21 protein-coding genes are annotated in these 22,878 nt (G+C 39.9%); 5 read left to right on the forward strand and 16 right to left on the reverse strand.

Annotated elements, in window-relative coordinates:
• Positions 1-104 precede the first annotated feature (104 nt).
• Both I6F40_RS12535 and I6F40_RS12540 read right to left on the reverse strand, forming a co-directional pair.
• A complete protein-coding gene (locus I6F40_RS12535) occupies positions 105-581 on the reverse strand; it encodes a DUF7010 family protein (protein ID WP_197193007.1) in 477 nt (158 codons plus the stop codon).
• A 57-nt stretch (positions 582-638) separates the two neighbouring features.
• The gene (locus tag I6F40_RS12540; protein ID WP_197193008.1) at positions 639-1,055 is read right to left on the reverse strand and encodes a hypothetical protein; all 417 of its coding nucleotides are present in this window, start codon (positions 1,053-1,055) and stop codon (positions 639-641) included.
• Positions 1,056-1,257: 202 nt separating this feature from the next.
• Here I6F40_RS12540 and uvrA point away from each other — a divergent pair, with 202 nt between their 5' ends.
• The gene (gene uvrA / locus I6F40_RS12545) at positions 1,258-3,825 is read left to right on the forward strand and encodes an excinuclease ABC subunit UvrA (protein ID WP_197193009.1); all 2,568 of its coding nucleotides are present in this window, start codon (positions 1,258-1,260) and stop codon (positions 3,823-3,825) included.
• 180 nt (positions 3,826-4,005) lie between these two features.
• On the opposite strand, the gene I6F40_RS12550 is transcribed toward uvrA, so the two are convergent.
• From I6F40_RS12550 to I6F40_RS19725, 3 genes are all read right to left on the reverse strand, one after another.
• Positions 4,006-4,599, reverse strand: a complete 594-nt coding sequence (locus I6F40_RS12550; RefSeq protein WP_197193010.1) for a 3'-5' exonuclease — start codon at positions 4,597-4,599, stop codon at positions 4,006-4,008.
• A 448-nt stretch (positions 4,600-5,047) separates the two neighbouring features.
• A complete protein-coding gene (locus I6F40_RS19720) occupies positions 5,048-5,629 on the reverse strand; it encodes a hypothetical protein (RefSeq protein ID WP_331460307.1) in 582 nt (193 codons plus the stop codon).
• 32 nt (positions 5,630-5,661) lie between these two features.
• Entirely contained in the window at positions 5,662-5,952 is a 291-nt protein-coding gene (locus I6F40_RS19725; RefSeq protein WP_231609361.1) for an alpha/beta fold hydrolase, read from the reverse strand.
• Between the two features lie 180 nt (positions 5,953-6,132).
• Here I6F40_RS19725 and I6F40_RS12560 point away from each other — a divergent pair, with 180 nt between their 5' ends.
• Positions 6,133-6,645, forward strand: a complete 513-nt coding sequence (locus I6F40_RS12560; protein WP_197193011.1) for a MarR family winged helix-turn-helix transcriptional regulator — start codon at positions 6,133-6,135, stop codon at positions 6,643-6,645.
• A 485-nt stretch (positions 6,646-7,130) separates the two neighbouring features.
• Here the strand turns inward: I6F40_RS12560 and I6F40_RS12565 are convergent, their stop codons facing one another.
• The 11 genes from I6F40_RS12565 to I6F40_RS12615 form a co-directional block, all read right to left on the reverse strand.
• Positions 7,131-7,379, reverse strand: a complete 249-nt coding sequence (locus tag I6F40_RS12565; RefSeq protein WP_166377372.1) for a DUF4282 domain-containing protein — start codon at positions 7,377-7,379, stop codon at positions 7,131-7,133.
• 86 nt (positions 7,380-7,465) lie between these two features.
• Positions 7,466-8,035 (reverse strand): hypothetical protein, encoded by a 570-nt coding sequence (locus I6F40_RS12570; RefSeq protein WP_166377374.1) that lies wholly within the window; start codon positions 8,033-8,035, stop codon positions 7,466-7,468.
• A 1-nt stretch (position 8,036) separates the two neighbouring features.
• Complete coding sequence (locus tag I6F40_RS12575; protein WP_197193012.1) at positions 8,037-9,254, reverse strand: murein transglycosylase domain-containing protein; 1,218 nt, start codon at positions 9,252-9,254, stop codon at positions 8,037-8,039.
• Between the two features lie 19 nt (positions 9,255-9,273).
• The gene (locus I6F40_RS12580; RefSeq protein WP_166377378.1) at positions 9,274-9,987 is read right to left on the reverse strand and encodes a hypothetical protein; all 714 of its coding nucleotides are present in this window, start codon (positions 9,985-9,987) and stop codon (positions 9,274-9,276) included.
• The gene (locus I6F40_RS12585; RefSeq protein ID WP_149593165.1) at positions 9,987-11,282 is read right to left on the reverse strand and encodes a hypothetical protein; all 1,296 of its coding nucleotides are present in this window, start codon (positions 11,280-11,282) and stop codon (positions 9,987-9,989) included. The genes I6F40_RS12580 and I6F40_RS12585 overlap by 1 nt, the downstream gene beginning before the upstream one ends.
• A gap of 9 nt (positions 11,283-11,291) precedes the next feature.
• A complete protein-coding gene (locus I6F40_RS12590) occupies positions 11,292-12,659 on the reverse strand; it encodes a hypothetical protein (protein WP_197193013.1) in 1,368 nt (455 codons plus the stop codon).
• The gene (locus tag I6F40_RS12595; RefSeq protein ID WP_197193014.1) at positions 12,656-13,786 is read right to left on the reverse strand and encodes a hypothetical protein; all 1,131 of its coding nucleotides are present in this window, start codon (positions 13,784-13,786) and stop codon (positions 12,656-12,658) included. The genes I6F40_RS12590 and I6F40_RS12595 overlap by 4 nt, the downstream gene beginning before the upstream one ends.
• An 8-nt stretch (positions 13,787-13,794) precedes the next feature.
• A complete protein-coding gene (locus I6F40_RS12600) occupies positions 13,795-14,697 on the reverse strand; it encodes an LPP20 family lipoprotein (protein ID WP_197193015.1) in 903 nt (300 codons plus the stop codon).
• The gene (locus I6F40_RS12605) at positions 14,697-15,419 is read right to left on the reverse strand and encodes a hypothetical protein (RefSeq protein WP_197193016.1); all 723 of its coding nucleotides are present in this window, start codon (positions 15,417-15,419) and stop codon (positions 14,697-14,699) included. The genes I6F40_RS12600 and I6F40_RS12605 overlap by 1 nt, the downstream gene beginning before the upstream one ends.
• A 305-nt stretch (positions 15,420-15,724) precedes the next feature.
• Entirely contained in the window at positions 15,725-16,342 is a 618-nt protein-coding gene (locus tag I6F40_RS12610; protein WP_166377391.1) for a LysE family translocator, read from the reverse strand.
• Positions 16,343-16,413: 71 nt separating this feature from the next.
• Positions 16,414-18,876, reverse strand: coding sequence for a S9 family peptidase (locus tag I6F40_RS12615; RefSeq protein WP_166377393.1), 2,463 nt, complete (start codon positions 18,874-18,876; stop codon positions 16,414-16,416).
• Positions 18,877-19,042: 166 nt separating this feature from the next.
• Between I6F40_RS12615 and I6F40_RS12620 the strand changes: the two genes are divergently transcribed.
• The 3 genes from I6F40_RS12620 to I6F40_RS12630 all read left to right on the forward strand — a co-directional run bounded on the left by I6F40_RS12620 (position 19,043) and on the right by I6F40_RS12630 (position 22,607).
• Entirely contained in the window at positions 19,043-20,038 is a 996-nt protein-coding gene (locus I6F40_RS12620) for a LacI family DNA-binding transcriptional regulator (RefSeq protein ID WP_166377395.1), read from the forward strand.
• Complete coding sequence (locus I6F40_RS12625; RefSeq protein WP_166377397.1) at positions 20,035-21,264, forward strand: glycosyltransferase; 1,230 nt, start codon at positions 20,035-20,037, stop codon at positions 21,262-21,264. Before I6F40_RS12620 ends, I6F40_RS12625 begins: the two co-directional genes overlap by 4 nt.
• Positions 21,265-21,380: 116 nt before the next feature.
• Positions 21,381-22,607: a threonine/serine ThrE exporter family protein gene (locus I6F40_RS12630; protein WP_166377399.1), complete on the forward strand. Its 1,227-nt coding sequence runs from the start codon at positions 21,381-21,383 to the stop codon at positions 22,605-22,607.
• The last annotated feature ends 271 nt before the right edge of the window (positions 22,608-22,878 follow it).

Consider the following 22,878-nt stretch of genomic DNA (forward strand, 5'->3'; position numbering starts at 1 on the left):
ATTTTATTGCTGCAGAATACGTTGCGCGTTTTAATTTCGTCATTTTTTCACCCAAATTTGTATGCTTATTAGCATAACATTTCTTTCTTAATGGGTGGCCAAAATCACTGTACCACTACACCAATTACAAAATTGGCATTTAATATAATACACAACATGCCAAAAAACATAAGTAAAGCTCCTAAAATCCAATAGATTCTCATGCCATATAAGGTGTTAAAAATTAAATAGCGAACACCAATTATCATCAGCATTATTGGATAAAACCATTCAGCTTGAAGTTTTGCTACGTAAAACGCTAAAAACAAACCAACAAATAAAATAATAGTGCTTTCTAAGGCCAATTTACCTAATGGGTTTTTAGGGTCGTGATTGCCAGAGCGTTTAAGCGCTTTTGAAAGTAGCATAGCTAAAGGATGTATAAACATGCCACCAAAAAACAGTGTAAGCATACTTACTTCATTTGAATGCAGTAGTGCGACAAAGCCAGCTATACACCAAACCAGGCCAGACACTAATACACCGGTTCCACCACCAAAATATGCGAGGTTCATATTTTGTTGCGCACCTTCAAATTTCATAGTAATTCCTTAACTTTAAAACAAGACCCTAAGGCAGCATGATCGCACTAATAATAGTTACAGCTCATTACTCGAATACACACTTAAAATAGGAAACTTATGCTCAGCAAACGAGACGGTGACTGATTGTGTTTCACTACCTTTAAAACCGAGCTTAAATTCTATTGGCGTTAATCTGCTGCCATCTGCAAACAATGCTAATAAATGTTCTTGATTGAGTTCGCGATTGCCAGACGATAAATTAGTTAGCGTAATAACTGCCCAGCGCTCGCCTTCGTTATTGCTCATAAGCACGTAATTTAAAATTGTGAAGTCAGATTTTTTAGGCGTTATTTTGTTATCGTTTGGAAACGATAAATGAATACTGCTGGGTATGGCACGGTCAACATTTAATACACTATTGAGAGTGTTTGATGTGTTGGCAGCAACTGCCGATGAAAACACGATAAAAATCAAAACTAAGGCTTTAAACACAGTGCAACTTCCTTTTATTAAATTATGTTTTTAAAAACAATCGTTGAAAATTTATACTCTCAGTTTTTACCTATTATGTAAACGCACAACAATCATAATTTAATGCATATTTTGAATAAGCGCACATTCAGTGAGACTACTGTAAGGTTTATACCTTGAAAAGCTCGCGTAATCATAAGGTTATTAAACAGGAGTAAACTACATGCCAACCACACCTAAAAGTCCCCAAGCGGTTAATAATGCACAATCGACTTTATTAAACCCTGAGCACAGCATTCAAGTAAGAGGCGCACGTGTTCATAACTTAAAAGATGTGGATGTAGATCTCCCCCGTAATTCACTTGTTGTTTTTACCGGTATATCGGGCTCGGGTAAATCATCGCTAGCTTTTGGTACATTATTTGCCGAATCGCAACATCGATATCTTGATTCGGTATCGCCTTATGCTCGCAGATTAATAGATCAAGTAGATGAGCCCGATGTCGATTCAATTGAAGGGCTGCCACCTGCTGTTGCACTGCAACAACAACGGGGTGTGCCATCTGTACGCTCATCTGTGGGCAGTGTAACCACTATTTCTAACGCGCTACGTATGTTGTACTCGCGCGCAGGTGAATACCCAAAAGGCCAAGGTATACTTTATGCCGATGCGTTTTCGCCTAATACCCCGCAAGGCGCGTGCCCAGAATGCCACGGTATTGGCCGTGTATTTAACGTAACCGAAGAGCTGCTAGTGCCCGACCCCACTAAATCAATTAGAGAACGCGCAATAGCCGCGTGGCCACCAGCATGGCAAGGTAAAAACTTAAGCCGAATACTGACCTCGTTAGGTTACGATATTGATAAACCTTGGAATACTCTGCCTAAAAAAGCACGCGATTGGATTTTATTTACCGACGATACGCCTACGGTGCCGGTATTTCCTGAGTACACACTTGAGCAAACACAAGCGGCTATTAAAAATGAAGAAAGCCCAAGTTACATGGGTACATTCTCGAGCGCTAAACGTTTTGTTTTACAATCGTTTGCGAGCACTCAAAGCCCTCGTACTAAAAAGCGCGTGTCGCAGTATATGCAAATATCACCATGCCCACAGTGTAATGGCAAAAAGCTGAAAAAAGAGTCGCTGTCGGTTAAATTTTCTGGGCTTGATATTGGCGAAATCTCGCAGCTAACATTAAATGAACTGGCTCAAACCCTTAGTATTGCGGCTAATAAAAAGCCTAAAAACAACGCTGCTAACCCAGAAAAAGCCATAGTAGCAAAGCGTATAGCCAGCGACATTCTTAAACGAGTTGAAGCACTTACCAAACTTGGCTTAGGGTATTTATCGCTTGAACGCACCACCCCATCATTATCGCCTGGTGAATTACAGCGTCTAAGGCTTGCTACGCAAATTCGCTCAAAACTGTTTGGGGTGGTTTATGTATTAGATGAACCTTCAGCAGGTTTACACCCAGCAGATACACAAGCATTATTAGCCGCGTTAGATGAGCTAATAGCAGCGGGTAACTCAGTATTTGTGGTTGAGCACGACGTAAGTGTTATTCGCCACGCCGATTGGGTGGTTGATGTAGGCCCAAATGCAGGTACTCACGGCGGTAATATTGTTTATAGCGGCCCTGTTGAAGGCTTGCAAAAAGTGACCAGCTCGCACACTAGCCAATACCTTTTTAAAAATGATGAAAAGCTTTTAAGCCAAAGTAACAAACAACAACGCAGCGCAAAAGCATGGTTAAAGCTTAGCGGTATTGAGCGTAATAATTTACAAAAACTAGATGTAGAATTTCCGCTGGGCGTTATTACAAGCGTTACGGGCGTGTCTGGCTCTGGTAAATCGAGTTTAGTCAGCCAAGCCTTAGTTGAGCTTGTTTACGATGCACTGGGGCAAAAATCGCTGCCACAAATACCTACAGACGAAGCCGAACTGCTCGACCAAGAGCTCGATATAACAACCGAGGGCAAAATTACTCAAGGCATTGAGCATATAAAACGCCTAATAACGGTTGATCAAAAAGCGATTGGACGCACACCGCGCTCTAACCTGGCAACTTACACGGGGTTATTCGATCATGTTCGTAAATTGTTTGCCAATACCAAAGAGGCAAAAGCACGTAAGTACGATGCAGGTCGTTTTTCGTTTAACGTAAAAAAAGGTCGCTGCGAAAACTGCGAAGGTGTTGGCTTTGTAAGCGTAGAGCTTTTATTTTTACCTAGTGTGTATTCGCCTTGCCCTGTGTGTAACGGCAAACGCTATAACGAAAAAACACTTGAGGTTACTTACAAGGATAAAACCATTGCCGATGTGCTTAATTTAACAGTTGAGTCGGCGCATACCTTTTTTGAAAATGAACCTGCAATACTGCGAGCGCTCGATGCACTTATGCAAGTGGGTCTTGGTTACTTACGTTTGGGGCAACCAGCTACAGAACTCTCGGGCGGTGAAGCGCAGCGCATTAAACTTGCCACAGAGTTACAGCGCACACAACGCGGCGATACCCTCTATATTTTAGATGAACCAACTACCGGTCTGCACCCTAAAGATGTGGCCATGCTAATGGCGCAATTAAATGGGCTCGTTGATGCCGGCAACACCGTTATTATGGTTGAGCACGATATGCAAGTAGCCAGTAACAGTGATTGGATTATTGACATAGGGCCTGGTGCAGGCGATGAAGGCGGGTTAATTGTAGCCCAAGGTAAACCTACCGATGTAGCTCAATCTAAAATAAGCAAAACCGCATCTTTTTTGTTAACTAACGAGCCATAAGTTATAAGCTTTTAAATACCCAATTAGTTATTAGTGTTAAAAATAACTATAACTCAGCGCAATAAAGTAAAGTGTTTTAACTATATAATTTTATTGCGTTATATAGCCTATAGTTCGTGTAACAACAACCCTAAAAAATGGTGTTGTTGGTATTCAATTGAATATATAAGCGCAGCCGTCTTATTTATTACTATTTTGTTTTTCTATTTCAAGTTCGATTAGTAATGCTGAATGAGCGTCATTTGCGGCGTACATTTTTTGGTGATCTTTTAAAGGGAAAACAGACCAATTTGAACGCTGTGCTCCTTTAGATAAACGCTGATTAAAAAACATTGCCACAGCAGCCCTTGCGCCAACACGCTGCGTTACTTGAGCAAAATGCATGACCTTAGAGGATAATTCGATTGTATTTTCCAATCTAATTCCAAATTTTCTAAAAATAATTTTTTTGTCTTCTTTTAATCCAAAGCCCACTTTTTTGATTGTTGGATCAGACAATATACCCTCGATCGCGGCGAAGTTGTCAAAAAATTTAGTAGGAAATAGATACGCTTTTGCTTTTGTAGAAAGTTGAATAAGGTGAGGTCCATCACTTATTTCACCTTTTTTAAAACAAGGCTTACTTTCTGTATCAAACCCTAAAATTGCATGTTTTTTTAGCTCTTCTATCGCGCTTATCGCGTCTGATTTTTGCGTCACTACAATTATATTATCTAGGCTCAAACCGTCGTACATCGGTAAAAATTGAACTTGCTCTTTTGTTAACCTTTCCATTTGTTATTCCTTTTAAAACAGTTGGAACTTAGCTTAAGTCTATTGCTAATTTAACACCAAAATTAAACTCAGGAGATCGCTTTTATGTTTGCATTACTGTTTGTTATCTCCTTTACTTGAAAGTAAGCATTTGATCAGAGGTTATCATATTCATCTAATTTATAGGGTGCTTTGTTTTTTTGCTCAGGTTACTAAGGTCTACAGGCCCTCAATGGTTAAAATTCGTTCTATTTAGAGACAATTTAATCGTGGAGTGAATTGTGTAATCCAGTGGGCAGCACAGAGTAAATTGCCCCTAGGGCGGATTCAATGGCAGTACTTATTTATGGGGAATAACCACACTACATAGGCTCTGTCTTGCCTAAAAAACCCAACACGCCACTGCAAGTTCAACCTCAAAAGATAAGCATGCCTAATAACACCTTACTTTTAGGCGCTCGTTTATGTGTTAAGCATTTTTTACGGGTAGCCAATCTGCTATAGCTTCCCCTATTTCATTCGGCGAATCTTCTTGAATATAGTGAATACCGCTTACGGTTACCTCAGTTAAATTTGGCCATGTGCGCACAAAGTCTCTTGCGTAACCAACTAAAAAAGCACCTGGCTCTGCATTAATAAATAGCTTTGGAATATCGTGAGAGTTAGCTAAAAAACTCGCATAGCTTTTAACTAAAGCCACGGTATCGGCAGGCTCTCCAGCAATAGGAAGTTGACGAGGCCCAGCTAAAATTGCACGGCGATCTTCTCCTGAATTTATAAAGGGTCTGCGATACTCATCATGCTCTGCTTGCGTTAATTTGCGTGCAATGGTCGCTGGTAATATTGTTTCAATAAAAAAGTTGTCATCAAGCACCATTTTTTCACCCTCAGCTGAGCGCATAGTGCCAATAGGGCCGTGCAAATCTTTAGGAAAATCGTCCCATGTTGGAAAGTGAGTAACAATTGCTTCCATAAACGCAATTGCTTTTACTGCATCACGATGTGTATTAGCCCAGTTAAAACCAACGCCTGAACCCCAATCGTGGAGCACCAAGGTAACGTTATTATTTACACCCAACGCTTCTAAAAGTGCAAATGTGTATTTGTGTATTTGCTGTTTTCAGCAAGTGAGTAGCTGCCCTCATGGGTGTTATCTAACTTTTGCGAATCTCCTAATCCAATCATATCGATAGCAATTAAACGCCCTTTTCCTTGCAAATAGGGCATAACGTTTCGCCAAAGAAAGCTAGATGTAGGGTTTCCATGTAAAAACACAATAGGATCACCTTCGCCTTCATCTATGTAGGCCATTTTTTTATCTAATACAGTTTTAAACTTTTTTGCATAACGTAATGTTTCTGAATCATTTTTCATTTAATTATATCGCTTTATTTAGCTGATGAGCTGGCGGTAAGTCCTCGCTCATGTAATTTGTGTAATATTCGAAGTAGATTAACTAATTTCGAGCCAACATACATGACTGAGTCATACAATAAATGAGAGCGCTTAATTTGTCACTATATTTATATGATCGAATCACATATAATTAAATTTATGAAAAATGAAAAATATATATCAAATTTAATCGGCACATTTGCTACTTCTGTTTCTAATGACATTGAAAAACAGATTGCCGAATTAGGCGGGCGAAGCTTAAGCCACGAAGCAGCATTGGTCACTATTTACAATCATCCGAATGAAACCATTGATGTACTAAGCAAGGTTTTAGGCTTAACGCATTCTGGTGCAGTTAGATTAATAAATACACTTGAAAACGAAGAACTTGTAGAAAGACGAAAGTCAGTAAAAGATGCCCGCTCTGTCGTTTTATGCGTAACGGATAAAGGAAGTAAAAGGGTTGAACTAGTACTAGGCAGCAGAGAAACAGCCACCTCTAAAATACTAAACAACTTTAATGATGAACAAAAACAAAGCTTTTTAAGTTTGATAGAAGTAGCACTTGGCAGCCTAACAAGCGAGCAGTTCGAGGCACGTAAAATATGCAAATTATGTAACGAAGGTATATGCCGTAAACAAGGCTGCCCGGTAGAAAACTCAATTAAGTAACTAATTACTTCATGCATCTGCCCACTATAAACGTATTAAATTATTTGCTTTAATACGTTAGCGATCAAAGTATTAGCTCTTTAAAAAGCGTTCTATTTTAGGTTTTACCGTTACTACCATAATGCTCATTGTGGTTAAACCCACTAGTAATGAGGCTATTAAACCTTCACTCTAGCCGATTAAAAATAACTTTGTATTAAAAAAAGCAATATTATTAGCTGCTGTTATAAAAGCCACTAACGGCTCCATTATTGAAGAGCTCAATGCTGCTTAGGTACTCACCTGAGTGTGCCTTAGGTGCAGCTAACGCGCACTTGCGTTGAAGCGATGCTCTATAGCTATAAAACAGATTTATTTTAAGGGTTTAACTTGCTGAGGTAATAAAAACATCAACTAATAAAAGATGGTGATAAGTGAAGAAAAATAGTGAGGTCCGCAAGATTGGTATCCCCACTACCATTATTATAATAATTAACCTTAACCAATCACTCTGATTTATTAGCTATTTTTTGAAGGTTCTCATGAATTTTAAATAACACAATTAATAGCTCACACCATATACGTGCACCGATCGCACCACCAATAATGATACCCAGACCAGTTAAAAAGCCACCGCCGTACTGAGCAAACATGGTAACAATACCAGAAATTAATATACTAATAAGCATTAACCAGTACACAACGGTAATGATTTTTGGTGTAAGCATCGATTCAAAGAAAAATATATCTTTCATAAGGGTAATCCTTTTATAACTAAAAAAGCCAGCTTACCTTAGTAAAAACGAAGCCAGCAATACATATAAAAAACGTTAACTTGTTTTTACTTATTTAAATTATCTAACTCTTTTTCAAGATCTTTCATCGCTTTTTGAGCTTTAAACTCTTCATAAAGCGCTTCTCGTGAACTTGGGTCTAAACGCTTACCAGATTGAGCGACTAGGTTATTAAACGTTTCCTGTGTATTGCTCATTACAACAAATGTACAAAGCTGCTTTACACCGTCTAATTTAGCAAAGGCAACTTCTTGTGGAATAGCGCCCACAAGGCTTTGTTGTGCAACTTGCTTGCTTACTTGCTCAAACGTTCCACCAACATTTAGCTCATCATTACTTTGCGCTTTCCGTTGGTATAGCTTGTCCATAACGCTTGCTTTAACTTGTATTTGCTGTGATAAATCGGCGCGAGCGGCTGCAATTGCTTGTGCTCTGTCGGTAGACATACTGCCCGACCAAGGTACGCATGACGACGACGCTAAACCTTTATCAGACACTGGCAATAATACCCAGCTTGGCACTGAATCATTTTTTGCTAACGGCTCAGATTGTGTATTTTCAGTGCTTGAACACGCACCTAAAGCTAAAACGGCTATAACTGGTAATAATTTTTTCATTTTAAATTCCTTTCAATTGATCTTGATAATAAGCGGTGCGTTTAACCACTTTTTGTAAATAATTACGGGTTTCTTGCGCAGGTAAATTGTTTACCATTAAGGTATAAACTTTGTCTGCAGACATTGAATTAGCAGCAATACTAGCCTGATTAAGTGATTTAGAGCCACTTAACGTTTTGGCTACGTTACCTGGGCCAGTATTATAAGCTGCAATACTCATATAAATTCTTGATTGCTCATTACGTACATTTTTAAAGTAACGATTACTTAAAATATGCACATAAGTACTGCCTGCCTCTACGTTATTATCAGCCTGAAATAAGTACTCAGGACTAAGTAATAGCGGTTTACCTTGCAAAAAGTTGCTCACATCTTTACCCGCTGAAGTAGGCACTATTTGCATTAAACCAAAAGCAGGAATTGGCGAACGGGCAAGCGGGTTAAAGCTTGATTCAGTGTGTATAATTGCCAATAATAATGCAGGATCTAATTTATAACGCTTGGCTTGCTGTTGAACTTCTGGTAGGTAACGCTTTGCTTGGTTCGAAAGTGTATTACCAGGCAATTTATAGCTAATTGTTACTCTGTCTTTTTGTTTAGTTATAACAGGTGCCTTTGTAGTGAGCACCTCTTTTACAATCTCAGTAGAGAGCACCGTTTGCTCGGCTATTTTTTTAGGTTGAGTCGTTGTTGGTGACTTACTTTGCTCTATTTTTCTATTTAAAGGCTTGCCCGTTGAGGCAAAACTTTTGCTATTAATGGTATTATTAGCCGCAATATAAACCGGATCATTTGCAAGTGTTTTATCTACTGTTACTTGTGAAAGCTCGTTTAATTGCTGTTTTGCATATTCAACGGCTTGCTCGTCGTTTTGGCTATTTAATAACTCAACTACGACTTCACCACTTTCAAAATTTACACTAGTGCGTTTATTTAAATCATCACTGTATTTTACCCACACTTTTGAGCTTGGCAGGCTTGGATCTTGCCACTTTTGGGTTACTTGTTTTAAATATGCACTTTGCGCATCATGCCAGGCACTTACAAACGCTTCAAATTCTTGCTTTTGCTGTTGTTCATACTGACTAAACTCACTTTGGCGATTTTTTAAAAAGGCCTCAAATTCGGCTTCGTCACTTGTTTGGGCTAAGCTATTTAAGCTCAGTGTTAAACAAGCTAAAGCACTAATTTTTAGTAGTATTTTAAATTTTGAGTCCATTTTTTATATCCCTATAAAATTAAAAATAACTACTTAAATCATCAGCAGACAAATTATCAAACTCAGTTTGAGCGGCTAAGTTTAAACGCTTACAATCTATGCTTTCACATTGCTGAGTTAGCGAGATAACTTGTTTATAACGCTCATTAACAAACCACGTTTGTGCAACTGAGGCTTTAGCTTCATCGAGTTTTAACTCACTCGCTTTTAAATATTTATCGAGATAGCTTAAACGTTGCTCCTCTGGCGACAGAACAGCTGCTAATGCTACTGCATCAGACATCGTTGTAGGGTGATTCAATGCAACTTGCAATAAAGGGCGTAAGTTTGCTTTATCTTTTTGGCTACCTACTTGCCAAGCAGCTCTAACGGCAAGTCCAGCTTCGTTAATATCTTGCGCAGCAGGTGTTACAACACCAGTACAAGTTAACCATTCTTGCTGTTTTTCTTGCTTATAATCCGTAATTTCAGCTTCAATAAAGCTTACCGACTCTGGCAAAGTCATATTGAGCTTTTTAGCTAAAATATTTTTAATAATACTGCGCTGTGGCAGGGTCAATGCATTTCGACATGCCTGCTCAAGCGCATTTTTTGCACTCGATTTTAACGCCATTACTCGGGCGTATTGACCATTAGCCTGACTTTTAAAAAAAGCAGTTTGTTGTTCAATTGTTTGCTCTGAGTCGAAAGTGGCCGAAGCCACCAACGAAAGCGCTAAAATAGGTGCTAGCATTAAAGTTCCTTTTCGCTCGCTACTTTACCTGATGCACCTTGAGGGTTAGCCGCTTTTTCATTTAACCCACCGTGTGCTTTTATTTTGTGGCCGTGGTGACTTACACCGTTAACAGTTTGACCATTATTACCTTCCATCTCTTTAGCTGCTTTGCGTGCCGTTGCCTCTAAGCTTGGTGCATAAACAGCTACGCTGTACTGCCAAAATCCATCATCACTTGCAAAGCTTTTAACACTTACACCCGGTGGTAATTTACCTTTTGCAACGGTTGAGTACTCATCAGATGTTTTTAATTGATTCAAAAATGTACTACGGTCTTCTTCTAAAATTTCTACTTGTTGCGGATCGTTCAGATTAGGATCTTCATACTCAAATTGCTTTGTACCTTCCATTTGCTTTTCGTCAAAGCTACCTTGCCAATACACTTTTTCACCTTGGATAGTGGCAAGCAACGCAGAACGCGCGCGTGTTTGCGATTGTGATTTAGCAACGCCTTTAAGCTTGCGAGCAACATTGCTATTTCTATTTTGACGAGCAATTGCAGACCCATAACCTAAAACAATGACCTCGCCAGTATCAGCATTAGTAAGTACTTTGGCGCCAACAGGTGGTAAAACACCACTTTTAACATCACTTATTACTTGTTGAAAAATTACATTTGGCTCAGTAGTTACTGCTACAGCACCACGATTACCTTTAATTTGTGAACGTGTTTTAGGAGTCGATATTAAACTTACGCGTACACCTTTCTCACCAATATTGTCGTACACGTCATAAGTAACAAAACCCGCTAACGAACCCGATACAGACTCTGTACACGCTTCCATCATATTAGTTTGTTCGTTTGCCGTACCTTCAACGCCCGTATCAATAACATCCATTCTTGCAGACACTACATTGCTACATTGATGTTCAACACCTTTCATATTTTCAATTAATTGTTTTTTCGCAATTAAATAAGCTTGGTTATAAGCACCGCGTTTAGACAGCAACGTCGCATTCATATTTTCGTAGGTGTTATAACTGGCACTACCAATAGATAAAATACCGGTGCCGCTGCCAACCTGAATCATTTTAATACCGTCTTCGTTGTCATCCATCAGTGCCTGATGAGCAACAGCAACTGCAACGTTTGTATCTTTTGCAACCACTACATCGCCAGAAACCTGTGCTTGTTCAGCACCCGCTACTTGCGCGCCAGGGCGAGCCGGGATCATATCTGTTAAGCTAAATTCTTCAGCTGCGATTGCAGGCATAGCTAAAACCATTGCTAATGTTAATATTTTTAATTTCATCGTCTATCCTTATTTGTACCTGAGTGTAAAATCGTCTTCGACTGTAATTTTTGAAAGGTTTTTTGCTGTTATTGTCGTTAATGCCTGATCGAGCGCATGAGCAAGTTCACCGGTATTGCCTTTAAATCTAAGGCTCGCTACCGTGTATTGCTGCTGTTTGTGTATAGATACATCGCTGACTCCACCTAATGTACTTAATACATCATGCAATTTTTCTGGTTGCGTTAGCTTATTGCTTGGCAACATGACCTCACGAACTAAGCCCCCTCTTGCAACAACTTGAGTAAATGCATTATTTAGGGTGTTATGAAGCGCTTTTGATTGTGACTCACTCGCTAAATGTACAGCCATTAAGTCTTTTTCTACGTCAGGATTATTAGGCAACGACATAAATGAAGGATCGTTTTTCCATCGACCATAAATATTTCCAGCTAAATCTCTAACGTCAGCACTTAAATAAAGCTGCCTATTGTTATCTCGCTTAATCACTTCTGATTTTGCATAAATAACTAAACTAGCCGCATTACCAACTTCAACGCCTTGCTCGTTTAACCAAATTTTTAGCTCTGTTTTTAATGGCTCAGGCGCAATAACTTGTACTCTAGGCGAACCAATCATACTCAATAATTTTGATGCTTTTTGAATGAGAGGTGCTTTTTCTACAACAGCCATAATGGTCACTTCCACACCACCATTTTGCAGCTCTTTGGTTTGCAACGTTTGCCACTCTTTAACAAGCCCTTCACTATGACTCGAAAGTTGTTGCCCTATTAGCTCTTGCATATTTGTTGATTCGTTACCGTCAACAATATTCATACTCGTGCTTGACGATTGCGTATGCTGCTGAGTAAGCCACACACCTACAACTTGCGATACAGCACGTTGCAGAGCATCTTGCTCTGCAATCGTCAGTGCTGTTTTACCTTCCTTTTTCCAGCCTTGGCCTATTACTGTCACACTAATATTTTGAGTGGTTTGCTGCCAGTTTTGTTCTTGCGGCTCTCCTAACTCTTGCGGATTAATACTGACAGTCATGCAAGTGTCGTTACCGCTAAGCGTAGGCGTTGAGTAATTTAAAGGAACGGCCCCAGCACTCAAACCTTCCATCATCGTGGCGCGTTGTTGCTCATATAAGCTGGCGGCATCATCATCTAAACTTGTTGTTAAATGTTGCTGCGCACTTTGGGTTGTTAGGCTTTTATTACCTTTAATAAAACTAATAAGCTCAGCACTAGCCTGGGCTTTTGCACCCGAAATAGCCGTACTACCTCGTCCATATGCACATGCCTGTGTTTGTAGCGTACCATCAGACAATACATCCACTTGAGCTTGCGCACTCAAAGAACATAATGCTAATAAGCCAAACTTTTTGATCATGTTCGATTCTCCAAAAAGTCAGCAGGAGTACCTACCGAAACAGCAAATATTTTTGCACCATTTGATGGACGATAAATACCATTTTCAGCTTTGTTTTTAACATCATCGGCTGCATCGGAGTCTTTCCAACGAATAATTTCACCATTTGCACTACTGCGCGAAGGATTTACATTCGCAACGCCAATTGGCTCAACAAATCCAGCTTCATAGCTAAAGATTATCATTGTTTCGTTAGGTAATACGCCCGCATTTTGGCCTCTGTCTAAACTAATTTTACTACCCTTAATACCTAATACTTGTGCTGTTGCAGGCATTTCACTCAACATACGAGTAAGTAAAATATCAATACCACGCGATCCCATATCACTAAGTACAGCATTTACATGAGCACTTTGGTCAAAGTGAAACCCAGCTACGTAACGCCCGCTTACAGTCGTAAATTTTAGCTCCGAGCGATCGCGTACATCTTCAGATTTAACACGAATTTTACCTAAATTAGGATGCGACAGCTTTTCACGTGTTTGCGGATTTATAACACCAGTTGTCAGCTCTAATGTATAGTCTGCCCAATCTGTGATTGAACCTTCGGTTTTTAACGTTCTTAGTGAATCTATTTTTACAACAAAATCGGGGATTAACGCTTTAACTTCTGCACGCTTGGCAGCGGCAACCACTCCTTGCTGTTGTAAAATTAATTGTTGTTCCTTTGAAATAGCATCATCATCACGCGTTACTATTCTAAAGCGATTAATTCCTGCAAATTGATTTTCGAGCATTAGCAATAAGTTTTGGTTGTCAAACTCGCGCATAGCATCAACACCAATACCACTGCCATTTACACCAGCTAAATCAAAGTACATGCGTACAATTGGTTTTTTAAGCGGACAGCTATCAGTTTCGGTATTTGCATCAAACGTGCAACGCTCTAGACCTTGGGTATCAAAATATGCAGGCATAGCTATATCCGCGTCATTAAATATATAAGCACTTTTGGCTATTACGGTATTTGAGGCGTTGTTACTAACCAACCCTGATTGTGTAGCACTTCCTTGTTTAGGTGAAGAGTTACACCCTGCTAATAAGGCGAGTGTAAATGCTGATAGAGTTAAGTTTTTTATTAATTTCATTACCATTCCTAAATATCAAACAGCCACTGGCTAGCAGGCGCTTTAAGTTGTTGTACTAAATTATTGATCGCTTTTTGCTTTGCATTTTCTTGTGTTGCAGCACTTTCTTGCGCAACAAGATCCTGTTGCAATAACACTTTAAAAGGGGTTGAACTGCGCGTAAGCGCTAGAGTTAAAATAGCTTTAGCAGAGTATTTATTATTAGATTTAGCGTACTGCCAGCGTATTTGAGGGCGCACCCATAAGCGTGTATCGCCGCTATGAGGGAGTGCATTATTGAGTGCAGATTTAATCGTGCTAATATTATTAGCGCCTATCACATCGCAAGAAACAGCATTTAATGCTTTTGCTTGTTCAGTTAATAAATTATTTAAAGTCGATTGAATAAATAGCTTAGGCCCGGAAAGGTGCTCTAATACTGCTAATTTTTTTGTCGTAACATTAAGTTCGCCACTATTTTTAAGCGCCCAAATAAAGCGTTGTTCGTTGTTATTTTCTGGCGCAGAAATGCGAGATAACTTTGATAAATCAGATTTAAGATTTTTCACTAAAACCGATTTTTTAACACCCATTTTTAAAGCAAATAAATTATTTTCCTCAAGCGCATTAAGCTCTTCTAGCCCAGTCAACGTAAACGGTAAGCTAGTTAAAGTAGTTGCTTGTTCAAAATAGTTGCTTGATTGGTTATCTTGCTTTGTTAGCTTTTGTAGTTGCTGCGTACTTACATCAACACTTAATTGAGTGATAATATCGGCTAAAGCCGCTTGCCTTGCAGCTAAGCGACTTTCACCTATACCAATCGCAGTAATATATTCATCACTTTTTTGCGGTTGGGTTACCCAATCAGGCCAATTTTGAGCAGAACTACTAAAAGCAAATGCTATTAAAAAAGCAAAAATGCTTGTTTTCATTAGCCTTTCGCTTCTTGCTCAAGTTGTAGCTCATTTATAGCTGTAATTGTTGCTTGCTCAAGTCCTATAATTTCGTTTGCTTCGAGTGCTAACGCAAGTTGATCTTTTGCTTTAATAAGCGCTGTGCCTATATCTTTTGGATCTTCTTCTTGCTCTGCATTCTCTTCATCGCTTGAAAGCCATGAACCCACAAGATTTCCACCCATTTTTAAAGCTGTTACTTTCGCTATGACAGTGCTGTGTTGGCTTAAAATATAAGTAGACTTGGCGATCTCTACCGTTAAATCAGTCGCAAGTTCAACATTTTGCTGATAAATACCTTCGTTCGCTAAGTTATAAGCTGCGATTTTATGACCAATTTCTTCATCTTTATTTTTTGCTCCTGCGTCAAACTCTTCGATTGCAGCTTGAAGTTGCTCTGGTGTCGACTTTTGATGGGCATATAAAAAGGCTTGTACATCACGGTAGTTATCAGTTTGTGTGCGGTATTCACCCATAACTTTGCGCTGACGCTCAAGGATAATAGCTGACATATTTAAAAATTCGTCAATACCTACCTGTACAGCCACCGGGTGAAAATAACCGAGTGTATCCATTCGAGTAGTTAACTCTGCAACTGCAGTATTGCGGTCTAAATTAGCAGAAGTACTAGTATCGGTTGTTGAAACACAACCAGCAAAAAGAGGTACAAAAATAAGTGCGGATAGAATAGCTTTTTTCATGAGGTAATTCCCTATACATTAAAAAGGCAAGAAAGCACAAAGCTAAGCTATTGACTTAATTCATTCTTCCTTGAATATGTAATTAGAATCACCTAATTTGTAAAAAAATGCAACACAGAAAATTAAGAAGTTTTTATAACTTACAACAAAAAAATAAACAAATGTAACCACAGCAAGGCGTTCAGCTTAGGTTAATACTTTTGGCTCATTTTTGTATAATAGCTCTATTTACTTAATTTGAGGTTAAAAAAATACCTTAACCTGTACAAGTATCATTCAAACAAGCTTATTATTAGCTTTGAGAATTAGCCCAATGCTAACCACGCGCCTACAACAACCATTAAGCTACCGGCTATTCGGTTCATCCACTTAATATTATCACCACGGCTTAAAAATAAACGTAAGCTTTTACCGCCTGTTGCGTAAGCTAACATACTTAAAAATTCGGTAGTCATTATTACACCAAGCAATACTAAAAGCTGAGGGGCTACAGCATGCTCAACACTTATAAAGGGCGGCAGTAGTGAAATCATAAACGCCCACCCTTTAGGATTTGCGATTGCGGTTACAAAACCTTGCGTAAATAACGACTTCCTACTTACGTCACTTGGTTTTGAGGTATCGACCGACATTTTTCCTTTGGCTCTCCACATGTTAAAGCCAATGTAAATTAAGTACGCACCGCCTACCCACTTTAAAATGGCGAACGCATCTGGGTAATTTAGCATTACGCTTGCAACGCCTAATACCGCAGCAATGGCAACACTTGCGACACCTAGCAGCTCACCTATCATCATCCATAATGTGCGGCGCACGCCAATGCTCATACCGAGTGTCATGGCAAGGGTCATACACATACCAGGGGTGATAGACACAAAAAAGAACGTAGGAATAAAAACCGCAAGTGCTGCTACATCAATCATTAATTTACTCTCATATTAAAAGCAAAAACGCGGCTATAAGTAGCCGCGCTGTTGCTTACTCATGTTTATTACTATTGCCCAGTACTTACCACGGGTTCAGTAATAATCTCTACTGGCTCTGCTGTATCATTTAACAAATACTTATCTAACCACTGTTCTTGTTCCCACAATACATGCAATAAGCTTTTACGCGCTCGGTAACCATGTGCTTCATAAGGGAGCATTACTAAGCGGGCATCTTTACCTAAACCTTTTAGGGCTGCGTACATGCGCTCACTTTGCATTGGGAAAGTGCCAGAATTAGGATCTTCTTGACCGTGGATCATTAGCATTGGTTCGTTAATTTTCTCAGTATGGAAAAACGGCGACATATTAGCGTACACACTTTGTGCTTGCCAAAAATCACGCTCTTCTCCTTGAAAACCAAACGGTGTTAATGTGCGGTTATACGCGCCACTGCGGGCAATACCTGTTTTAAATAAATCGCTATGAGCCAATAAGTTAGCAACCATAAATGCACCATACGAGTGCCCTGCTATGGCAATTTTGTCTTTATCGGCAATACCTTTTTTAACTAATACATCAACAGCTGCTTGCGCGCTTGATACTAGCTGCTTTCTAAAGTTATCGTTTGGCTCGCTGCCATCAATACCCACTATTGGCATTTTAGGATCGTCAAACACGGCAATACCTTTAGCAAGATAAGGCATAGGACCCCAATAGCCAATGTAGGTAAATGCATAAGGCGATTCGCGTACTTGTGATGCTACGGCTTTATTTTTGTATTCAAGTGGGTAAGCCCACATAAGCACAGGTAACGGGCCTTGTGTTTTATCGTACCCTGGTGGTAAATAAAGCGTGCCCGAAAGCTCAACACCGTCGTCGCGTTTATAACGTAATTGCTCTTTAGTTACCCCTTTAAAGGCAGGATACGGGTGCTCAAATGTCGTTAACTGCGTTAGCGTGTCGTTGCCTAAATCGCGTATAAAAAAGTTAGGTTGCTCAGTTTTAGATTCACGAATAGTAATAAATCGCTCACCTTCGTCGTCAAGCAGTGCGCGTACACGCTCGTAGTATGGCGCTTTTGATTCCCATAAACGCTTGCTGCTATTTGTTTTAACATCGTATTGGTCTAAAAACGGGATATTACCTTGCTCTGAAGCTCCATTACCGCGAAGGTAAATATAACGCCCGCCTACAATTTTAATTACGTTTGCGCCTAAATCATTGCGCTCGTAAATTGCATTACCAGGGTCTTTGTACGCATCGTTGTAACTACGCTCTGAAAATAAAACGCGATTTCTGTCGGCATTTCGTGGTTGTACTATATAAGTACGTACTTGGCGATCGCTAAAGCGCCAATCACTAAGCATTGCTACGTTTTCGTTGCCCCACTCCATTCCCGCATAACGGCGTTCTACTTTGGCAAATAATTTAGGCTCGCGTTTAAATGGTGCACGTAAGCTGTAAACATAATCATGATGCTCAACGTCAGTTTTCATGTCGCCTCCATCTTGTGCCTCGGCCCAAATAACTTCAGCACCTTGATCGGCTCGCCATTCAAAGTCTCGGCGGCCAGTGCGTACACTGTCGTAACCTTGTGGAATGTTATCGGCAAGTGGCTGTTTTGCCAGCTCTGCTAATGCATAGCCGCGCATCCCTAATATTTGCCACGTGCTTGCAAAGCGGCTGTAAGGTACTTGATACGAGAACGGCGCGTTAATATTCGCTACCAGTAAATTTGTTGAATCAGGTGAAACTGAAAATGACTTAAGTAATGTAGAACGCCCTATAGGCGCAGCATTTCCATCAAGCGTTATGTAAGCCAATTGCCCTTGGCCGTAAAACTTAAACTGTGATTCATCAAACGGGCTGGTTAATAAATTTTGGTAAGTACGTGCTGGTGCTTTTTCGCCAGTACTTTGTTGAATAACAGGCACTACATTTTGGCTGTTATTTTCAAGCCTTGGTTTACCAAAATTAACAGCAAGATTTGCAACAATGGCGCTGCTATCTGGCAGCCATTTATATGGTGAGGCAGTTAGTACCGAATTTAATGCAGCGCTTGAAAGCTCTTTTGCTTGTTTAGTTTCAACGCTGTAAAGCCATAAGTTGGCTTGGGTTGGTTGCTCAACAATAAAGGCTAAATATTGACTATTAGATGACCATTTAGGAGAGCGAATAATGCCATTAGGTAAGTTGTTAATACTAATAACCGACCCGCTTTGAACATGCTTTAGCTCCACAGCGCTAAATTTGGCACTCACACGAGAGCGCGAAAAATTAGCGGGATTTAGCTTAATACCAGCAAGCTTAAGCTCTTCTTTTGCAAGTTCATCAAGGGTTACTACACGTTTGCGTTCAAAAAGCGCTAACCACTGGCCATCGCTCGATAAGTAACTAGTGGGTGCTAACTTAGCATCAACCAAAGCTGCAAGTTCAGGTGATGGGGTTTGATAGCCCTGCTCGGCGTAACTTGTTGGTACTAATGCCGTACAACAAATAAAGGCAACTAACAGCCTAAAAGCGCTCATGTTTTTATCCTTTTGTTATTTTTTACTCTTATAAGCGTATATAAACACGTTTTGCTTTGTTCATAAAGTATTAAGGTAAGTTAAACACCTCTAAAAGATGACTTAATAGTGCTGATTAAGCTAAACTACAGCGCTATTTATTCACCACTGCGGTACTTAAAATACAATGCATAACAAAGCCAAATCAGTCACCATTTTTGATGTTGCAGAGCGTGCTGGTGTATCAAAATCAACCGTATCGTTGGTACTTACCCAAAGCGATAAAGTGGGCAATAAAAGTAAACAAAAAATACTAAAAGCGATAGATGAGCTAGGGTACGTTTATAATCGTGATGCTGCTGCTATGCGCTCAAAGCGCTCAAATTTAGTGGCCATAGTAATAAACGATTTAACTAACCCAGCTATGGCACACCTTGCTACCAGCCTACAACTTTTGTTAAACGACAACGGCCTACAAGCCATGATTGTAAGCAGTAATAATAGCCTTGAGCTACAAGCAAACGCAGTTAAAAACTTAAAAGAATACAACGCTGCTGCATTTATTATTTGCCCCGTTGCAAATACTTGCCCCAAATGGCTTGATACGCTCAGCGCGCAACACAAAGTAATTACTGCAATGAGCGAAGTGCCCTTTAGCGCAGCTCCTTGTGTATTACCCGACTATAAAAAAGCCAGCCACGTAGCCAGTATGCATTTGCTTTCACAAGGCGTGACAAACATTGCATTTATAGGCAGTGAACTTACTTTAAATGATTCACAAGCACTACAAAGTGGCTTTAATACCGCTTGTGCGCAACACAGCATTACACCATTAGCACCCATTCACTGCGCAGTAAACACAGCCCTTAGCGCTAAAAATGCATTTATGGAAGCATATAAACACAACCCAACATTAAACGCAGTGGTATGTGCAAACGATATTATTGCTCAAGGTGTTATTGCTGCTATTAACTCATTAACTCATCACTGTATTAAAGTAGTGAGCTGCCACCATATTCCTAATAGCGCGGTTATAAATGATCACTTAACCACTGTGGCTATAAGTACAACTGATATAGCCAAGCGATGCCTTTTAATACTGCAAGAGCTACTACAAAATACAGCCCCGCCAGTAAAAACACTGGTAAATGTAAACTTACAAATTAGAGATTCTAGCCAATGAAAAAAGTGCTGGTAATTGGCTACGTATGGCCAGAGCCAAATTCGTCTGCTGCGGGAACGCACATGATGTCGTTATTAAATACATTTAGAGCGCAAAACTGGGACGTTGAATTTGCAACGCCCGCGCAGCGCACCGACCACATGGTAAATCTTGACGACTTCGGCATAACCAGTCAAAGCATTGCACTAAACTGCGACAGCTTTGACGAATACGTTAAAGCCTATAATCCAGATATAGTAATGTTTGACCGTTTTATGATGGAAGAACAATTTGGCTGGCGCATCGATAAACATTGCCCACACGCAATTAAAATTTTAGATACCGAAGATTTACAATGTCTGCGTAACGCTCGCCACGAAGCATTTAAAGGTGAGCGTGATTTTACAACCAGCGATTTACACTCAGACATAGCAAAACGCGAAATTGCCGCTATTTTACGCTGCGACCTAAGCTTAATTATTTCAAGTTATGAAATGAGCCTACTAAATAGCGTATTTAAAATAGAGCCAAGCTTATTGCACCATCTACCCTTTATGGTTGATTTAAGTACATTACCTGCAAGCACAAAAACGTTTGAACAGCGCCAGCATTTTATGACTATAGGTAACTTTAGGCATGCACCAAATTGGGATGCTGTACTTTACTTACAAAAAATATGGCCACTTATTCGCAAGCAACTCCCAAAAGCAGAACTACATATTTATGGCTCTTACCCACCACCAAAAGCCACGGCACTAAATAACCCTAAAACAGGGTTTTTAATAAAAGGCTGGGCCGATAATGCGTTTGATGTAATGCAAAGCGCACGTGTATGTTTAGCACCACTGCGTTTTGGTGCTGGCATTAAAGGTAAATTGCTTGAAGCCATGATTATGCAAACCCCCAGCGTTACCACCAATGTTGGGGCTGAGGGCATGCATAACGATTTACCATGGTCTGGTAAAATAGCCAACACTGCCGATGACTTTGCCAGTGTTGCCATTGAAATGTACACCAATCAAAATGACTTTGAGCAAGCGCAGCATAATGGCAACACACTACTTAATACGCTGTACGATAAAGCGCAATTAAGCGCTGAGTTAATTAAAAAAGTCGATTCAATAAGTAACGATTTAAACGCCCATCGCGAAAAAAACTTTACAGGCCAAATGCTCAAACATCATACAATGCGCAGCACTCAATACATGTCGCAATGGATAGCTGAAAAAAATAAAAAATTAGATTAAAAATGACTAGACACACACCAATTAGTGTTTAAAATCGCGCCCATCAAACGTGGGCATTTTTAGCTGTATTGTCTATATTTTTAGCTTAGTTATCGCAATATTTGGTCCAAAAAGATTTGAAAACTGCAACCTTTACAGAAAAACGCAAATTTATCGTTAAATTAGGCAAAATGCTTCACAAGTATGGTACGCCTGCTTACCGCCTAGAAGCCCACCTCATGGAAGTGGCTACATACTTAGGACTTAAATCGTCGTTTGTTATGTCGCCAACCTCTGTAACGTTTGTTATTTGGACCGATGGCCACGAAGACGAGTACACCCATGTTGCACGTGTAGACCCTGGCGATCACGATTTAGGCTCACTTGCCGACACCGACGACCTTGTAAACCAAATGCTTGACGACAAGCTAAGTTTACAAGAAGTTGATGCGCAACTAGACGCTATTTTTGTAATGCCAAACCCGTATAACAAACTAACAACGGGTGTTGCATTTGCAACCTCTGGTGGTGCGTTTGCCATGTTAATGGGTACAAGCTGGATTGATGTAATTTGGTCATCAATGCTTACTCTCGTTGTTTATTTATTTGTACTTTGGTCTGGGCGCTCAAAACGCGTAGCTCATATGCTTGAGCCACTAGTAGCAATAATATCAGCAATACTTGCGTGTGCAGTAAGTGTGTATATAACACCTGAGATAAATATACGCTTGGTGGTACTTTCGGCCATTATTGTGTTTATACCTGGTTTAGCACTTGCGCTTGGTTTAGCAGAGCTGGCAGCACGGCATTTAGTGTCAGGTACTGCGCGAGTCATGGACTCGTTTATGCTGCTATTTAAACTGTATTTTGGCGGTTTTATTGGCATAGGTATTGGCTTTGCACTCTTTGGGCAAGCTGACTTTGTACAGCCTGAGCCATTACCAAAGTGGACCGCATGGCTGGCTATATTTTTACTTTGTAGCAGCCTAATCGTTATTTTTAGAACCAAACTTAAACACGCAGTTTGGTCTATTGCATCAGGCTTTATAGCGTACGGCACCAGTATTGGCTCGGCTATGTACCTTGATTACACGTTAGGTACGTTTGTAGGTGCTTTATCGGTGGGTATATTTAGTAACTTGTTTAACCGCGTTGCTAATGCGCCGGCCTCTATTGTTGCCATGCAAGGCTTGATTGTATTAGTACCAGGAAGCAAAACGTATATTGGCTTAAACTCACTTATTGAAGGCCAAGACTTTGTATATGCAGAGCACATAGGCCAACAAACGTTTTTAATATTTATGTCGCTTGTTGCAGGACTAATATTTGCAAACGTAGCCCTACCGCCTAAAAAGAGTTTGTAAATTATACTGAGCACTCGCTTTACTTTGATTGAGTAAAGCGAGTAAATCGTTAAGCTAAAAACAACTGCCAAGTAGCAATTTATACCAATGCTAAGTGTTTTAGCTCATTACATTGCACTTGAGTCAAACTCAAAAACCTCATAGTGATTCCAACGTAAAAACAGTTCACCGCTTTCTAAATAACCTGAACTCTGGATAATAAATCTATCTCAAGCAGCTATTTTCAGCGCTAACTGCGTTGAATTTACTTGCAATAGGCCAGCTATTGACG

The organism is Pseudoalteromonas sp. SWXJ133 (genome assembly GCF_015864365.1).
Taxonomy (GTDB): domain Bacteria; phylum Pseudomonadota; class Gammaproteobacteria; order Enterobacterales; family Alteromonadaceae; genus Pseudoalteromonas; species Pseudoalteromonas arctica.

Coding starts and splice junctions, on each gene's coding strand:
- I6F40_RS12560 (WP_197193011.1), top strand. CDS start 6,133: ATGAAAAATGAAAAATATATATCAAATTTAATCGGCACATTTGCTACT.
- I6F40_RS12570 (WP_166377374.1), bottom strand. CDS start 8,035: ATGAAAAAATTATTACCAGTTATAGCCGTTTTAGCTTTAGGTGCGTGT.
- I6F40_RS12535 (WP_197193007.1), bottom strand. CDS start 581: ATGAAATTTGAAGGTGCGCAACAAAATATGAACCTCGCATATTTTGGT.
- I6F40_RS12550 (WP_197193010.1), bottom strand. CDS start 4,599: ATGGAAAGGTTAACAAAAGAGCAAGTTCAATTTTTACCGATGTACGAC.
- I6F40_RS12595 (WP_197193014.1), bottom strand. CDS start 13,786: ATGAAATTAATAAAAAACTTAACTCTATCAGCATTTACACTCGCCTTA.
- I6F40_RS12585 (WP_149593165.1), bottom strand. CDS start 11,282: ATGAAATTAAAAATATTAACATTAGCAATGGTTTTAGCTATGCCTGCA.
- I6F40_RS12615 (WP_166377393.1), bottom strand. CDS start 18,876: ATGAGCGCTTTTAGGCTGTTAGTTGCCTTTATTTGTTGTACGGCATTA.
- I6F40_RS12575 (WP_197193012.1), bottom strand. CDS start 9,254: ATGGACTCAAAATTTAAAATACTACTAAAAATTAGTGCTTTAGCTTGT.
- I6F40_RS12580 (WP_166377378.1), bottom strand. CDS start 9,987: ATGCTAGCACCTATTTTAGCGCTTTCGTTGGTGGCTTCGGCCACTTTC.
- uvrA (WP_197193009.1), top strand. CDS start 1,258: ATGCCAACCACACCTAAAAGTCCCCAAGCGGTTAATAATGCACAATCG.
- I6F40_RS12590 (WP_197193013.1), bottom strand. CDS start 12,659: ATGATCAAAAAGTTTGGCTTATTAGCATTATGTTCTTTGAGTGCGCAA.
- I6F40_RS12620 (WP_166377395.1), top strand. CDS start 19,043: ATGCATAACAAAGCCAAATCAGTCACCATTTTTGATGTTGCAGAGCGT.
- I6F40_RS12610 (WP_166377391.1), bottom strand. CDS start 16,342: ATGATTGATGTAGCAGCACTTGCGGTTTTTATTCCTACGTTCTTTTTT.
- I6F40_RS19725 (WP_231609361.1), bottom strand. CDS start 5,952: ATGAAAAATGATTCAGAAACATTACGTTATGCAAAAAAGTTTAAAACT.
- I6F40_RS12625 (WP_166377397.1), top strand. CDS start 20,035: ATGAAAAAAGTGCTGGTAATTGGCTACGTATGGCCAGAGCCAAATTCG.
- I6F40_RS12600 (WP_197193015.1), bottom strand. CDS start 14,697: ATGAAAACAAGCATTTTTGCTTTTTTAATAGCATTTGCTTTTAGTAGT.
- I6F40_RS12605 (WP_197193016.1), bottom strand. CDS start 15,419: ATGAAAAAAGCTATTCTATCCGCACTTATTTTTGTACCTCTTTTTGCT.
- I6F40_RS12565 (WP_166377372.1), bottom strand. CDS start 7,379: ATGAAAGATATATTTTTCTTTGAATCGATGCTTACACCAAAAATCATT.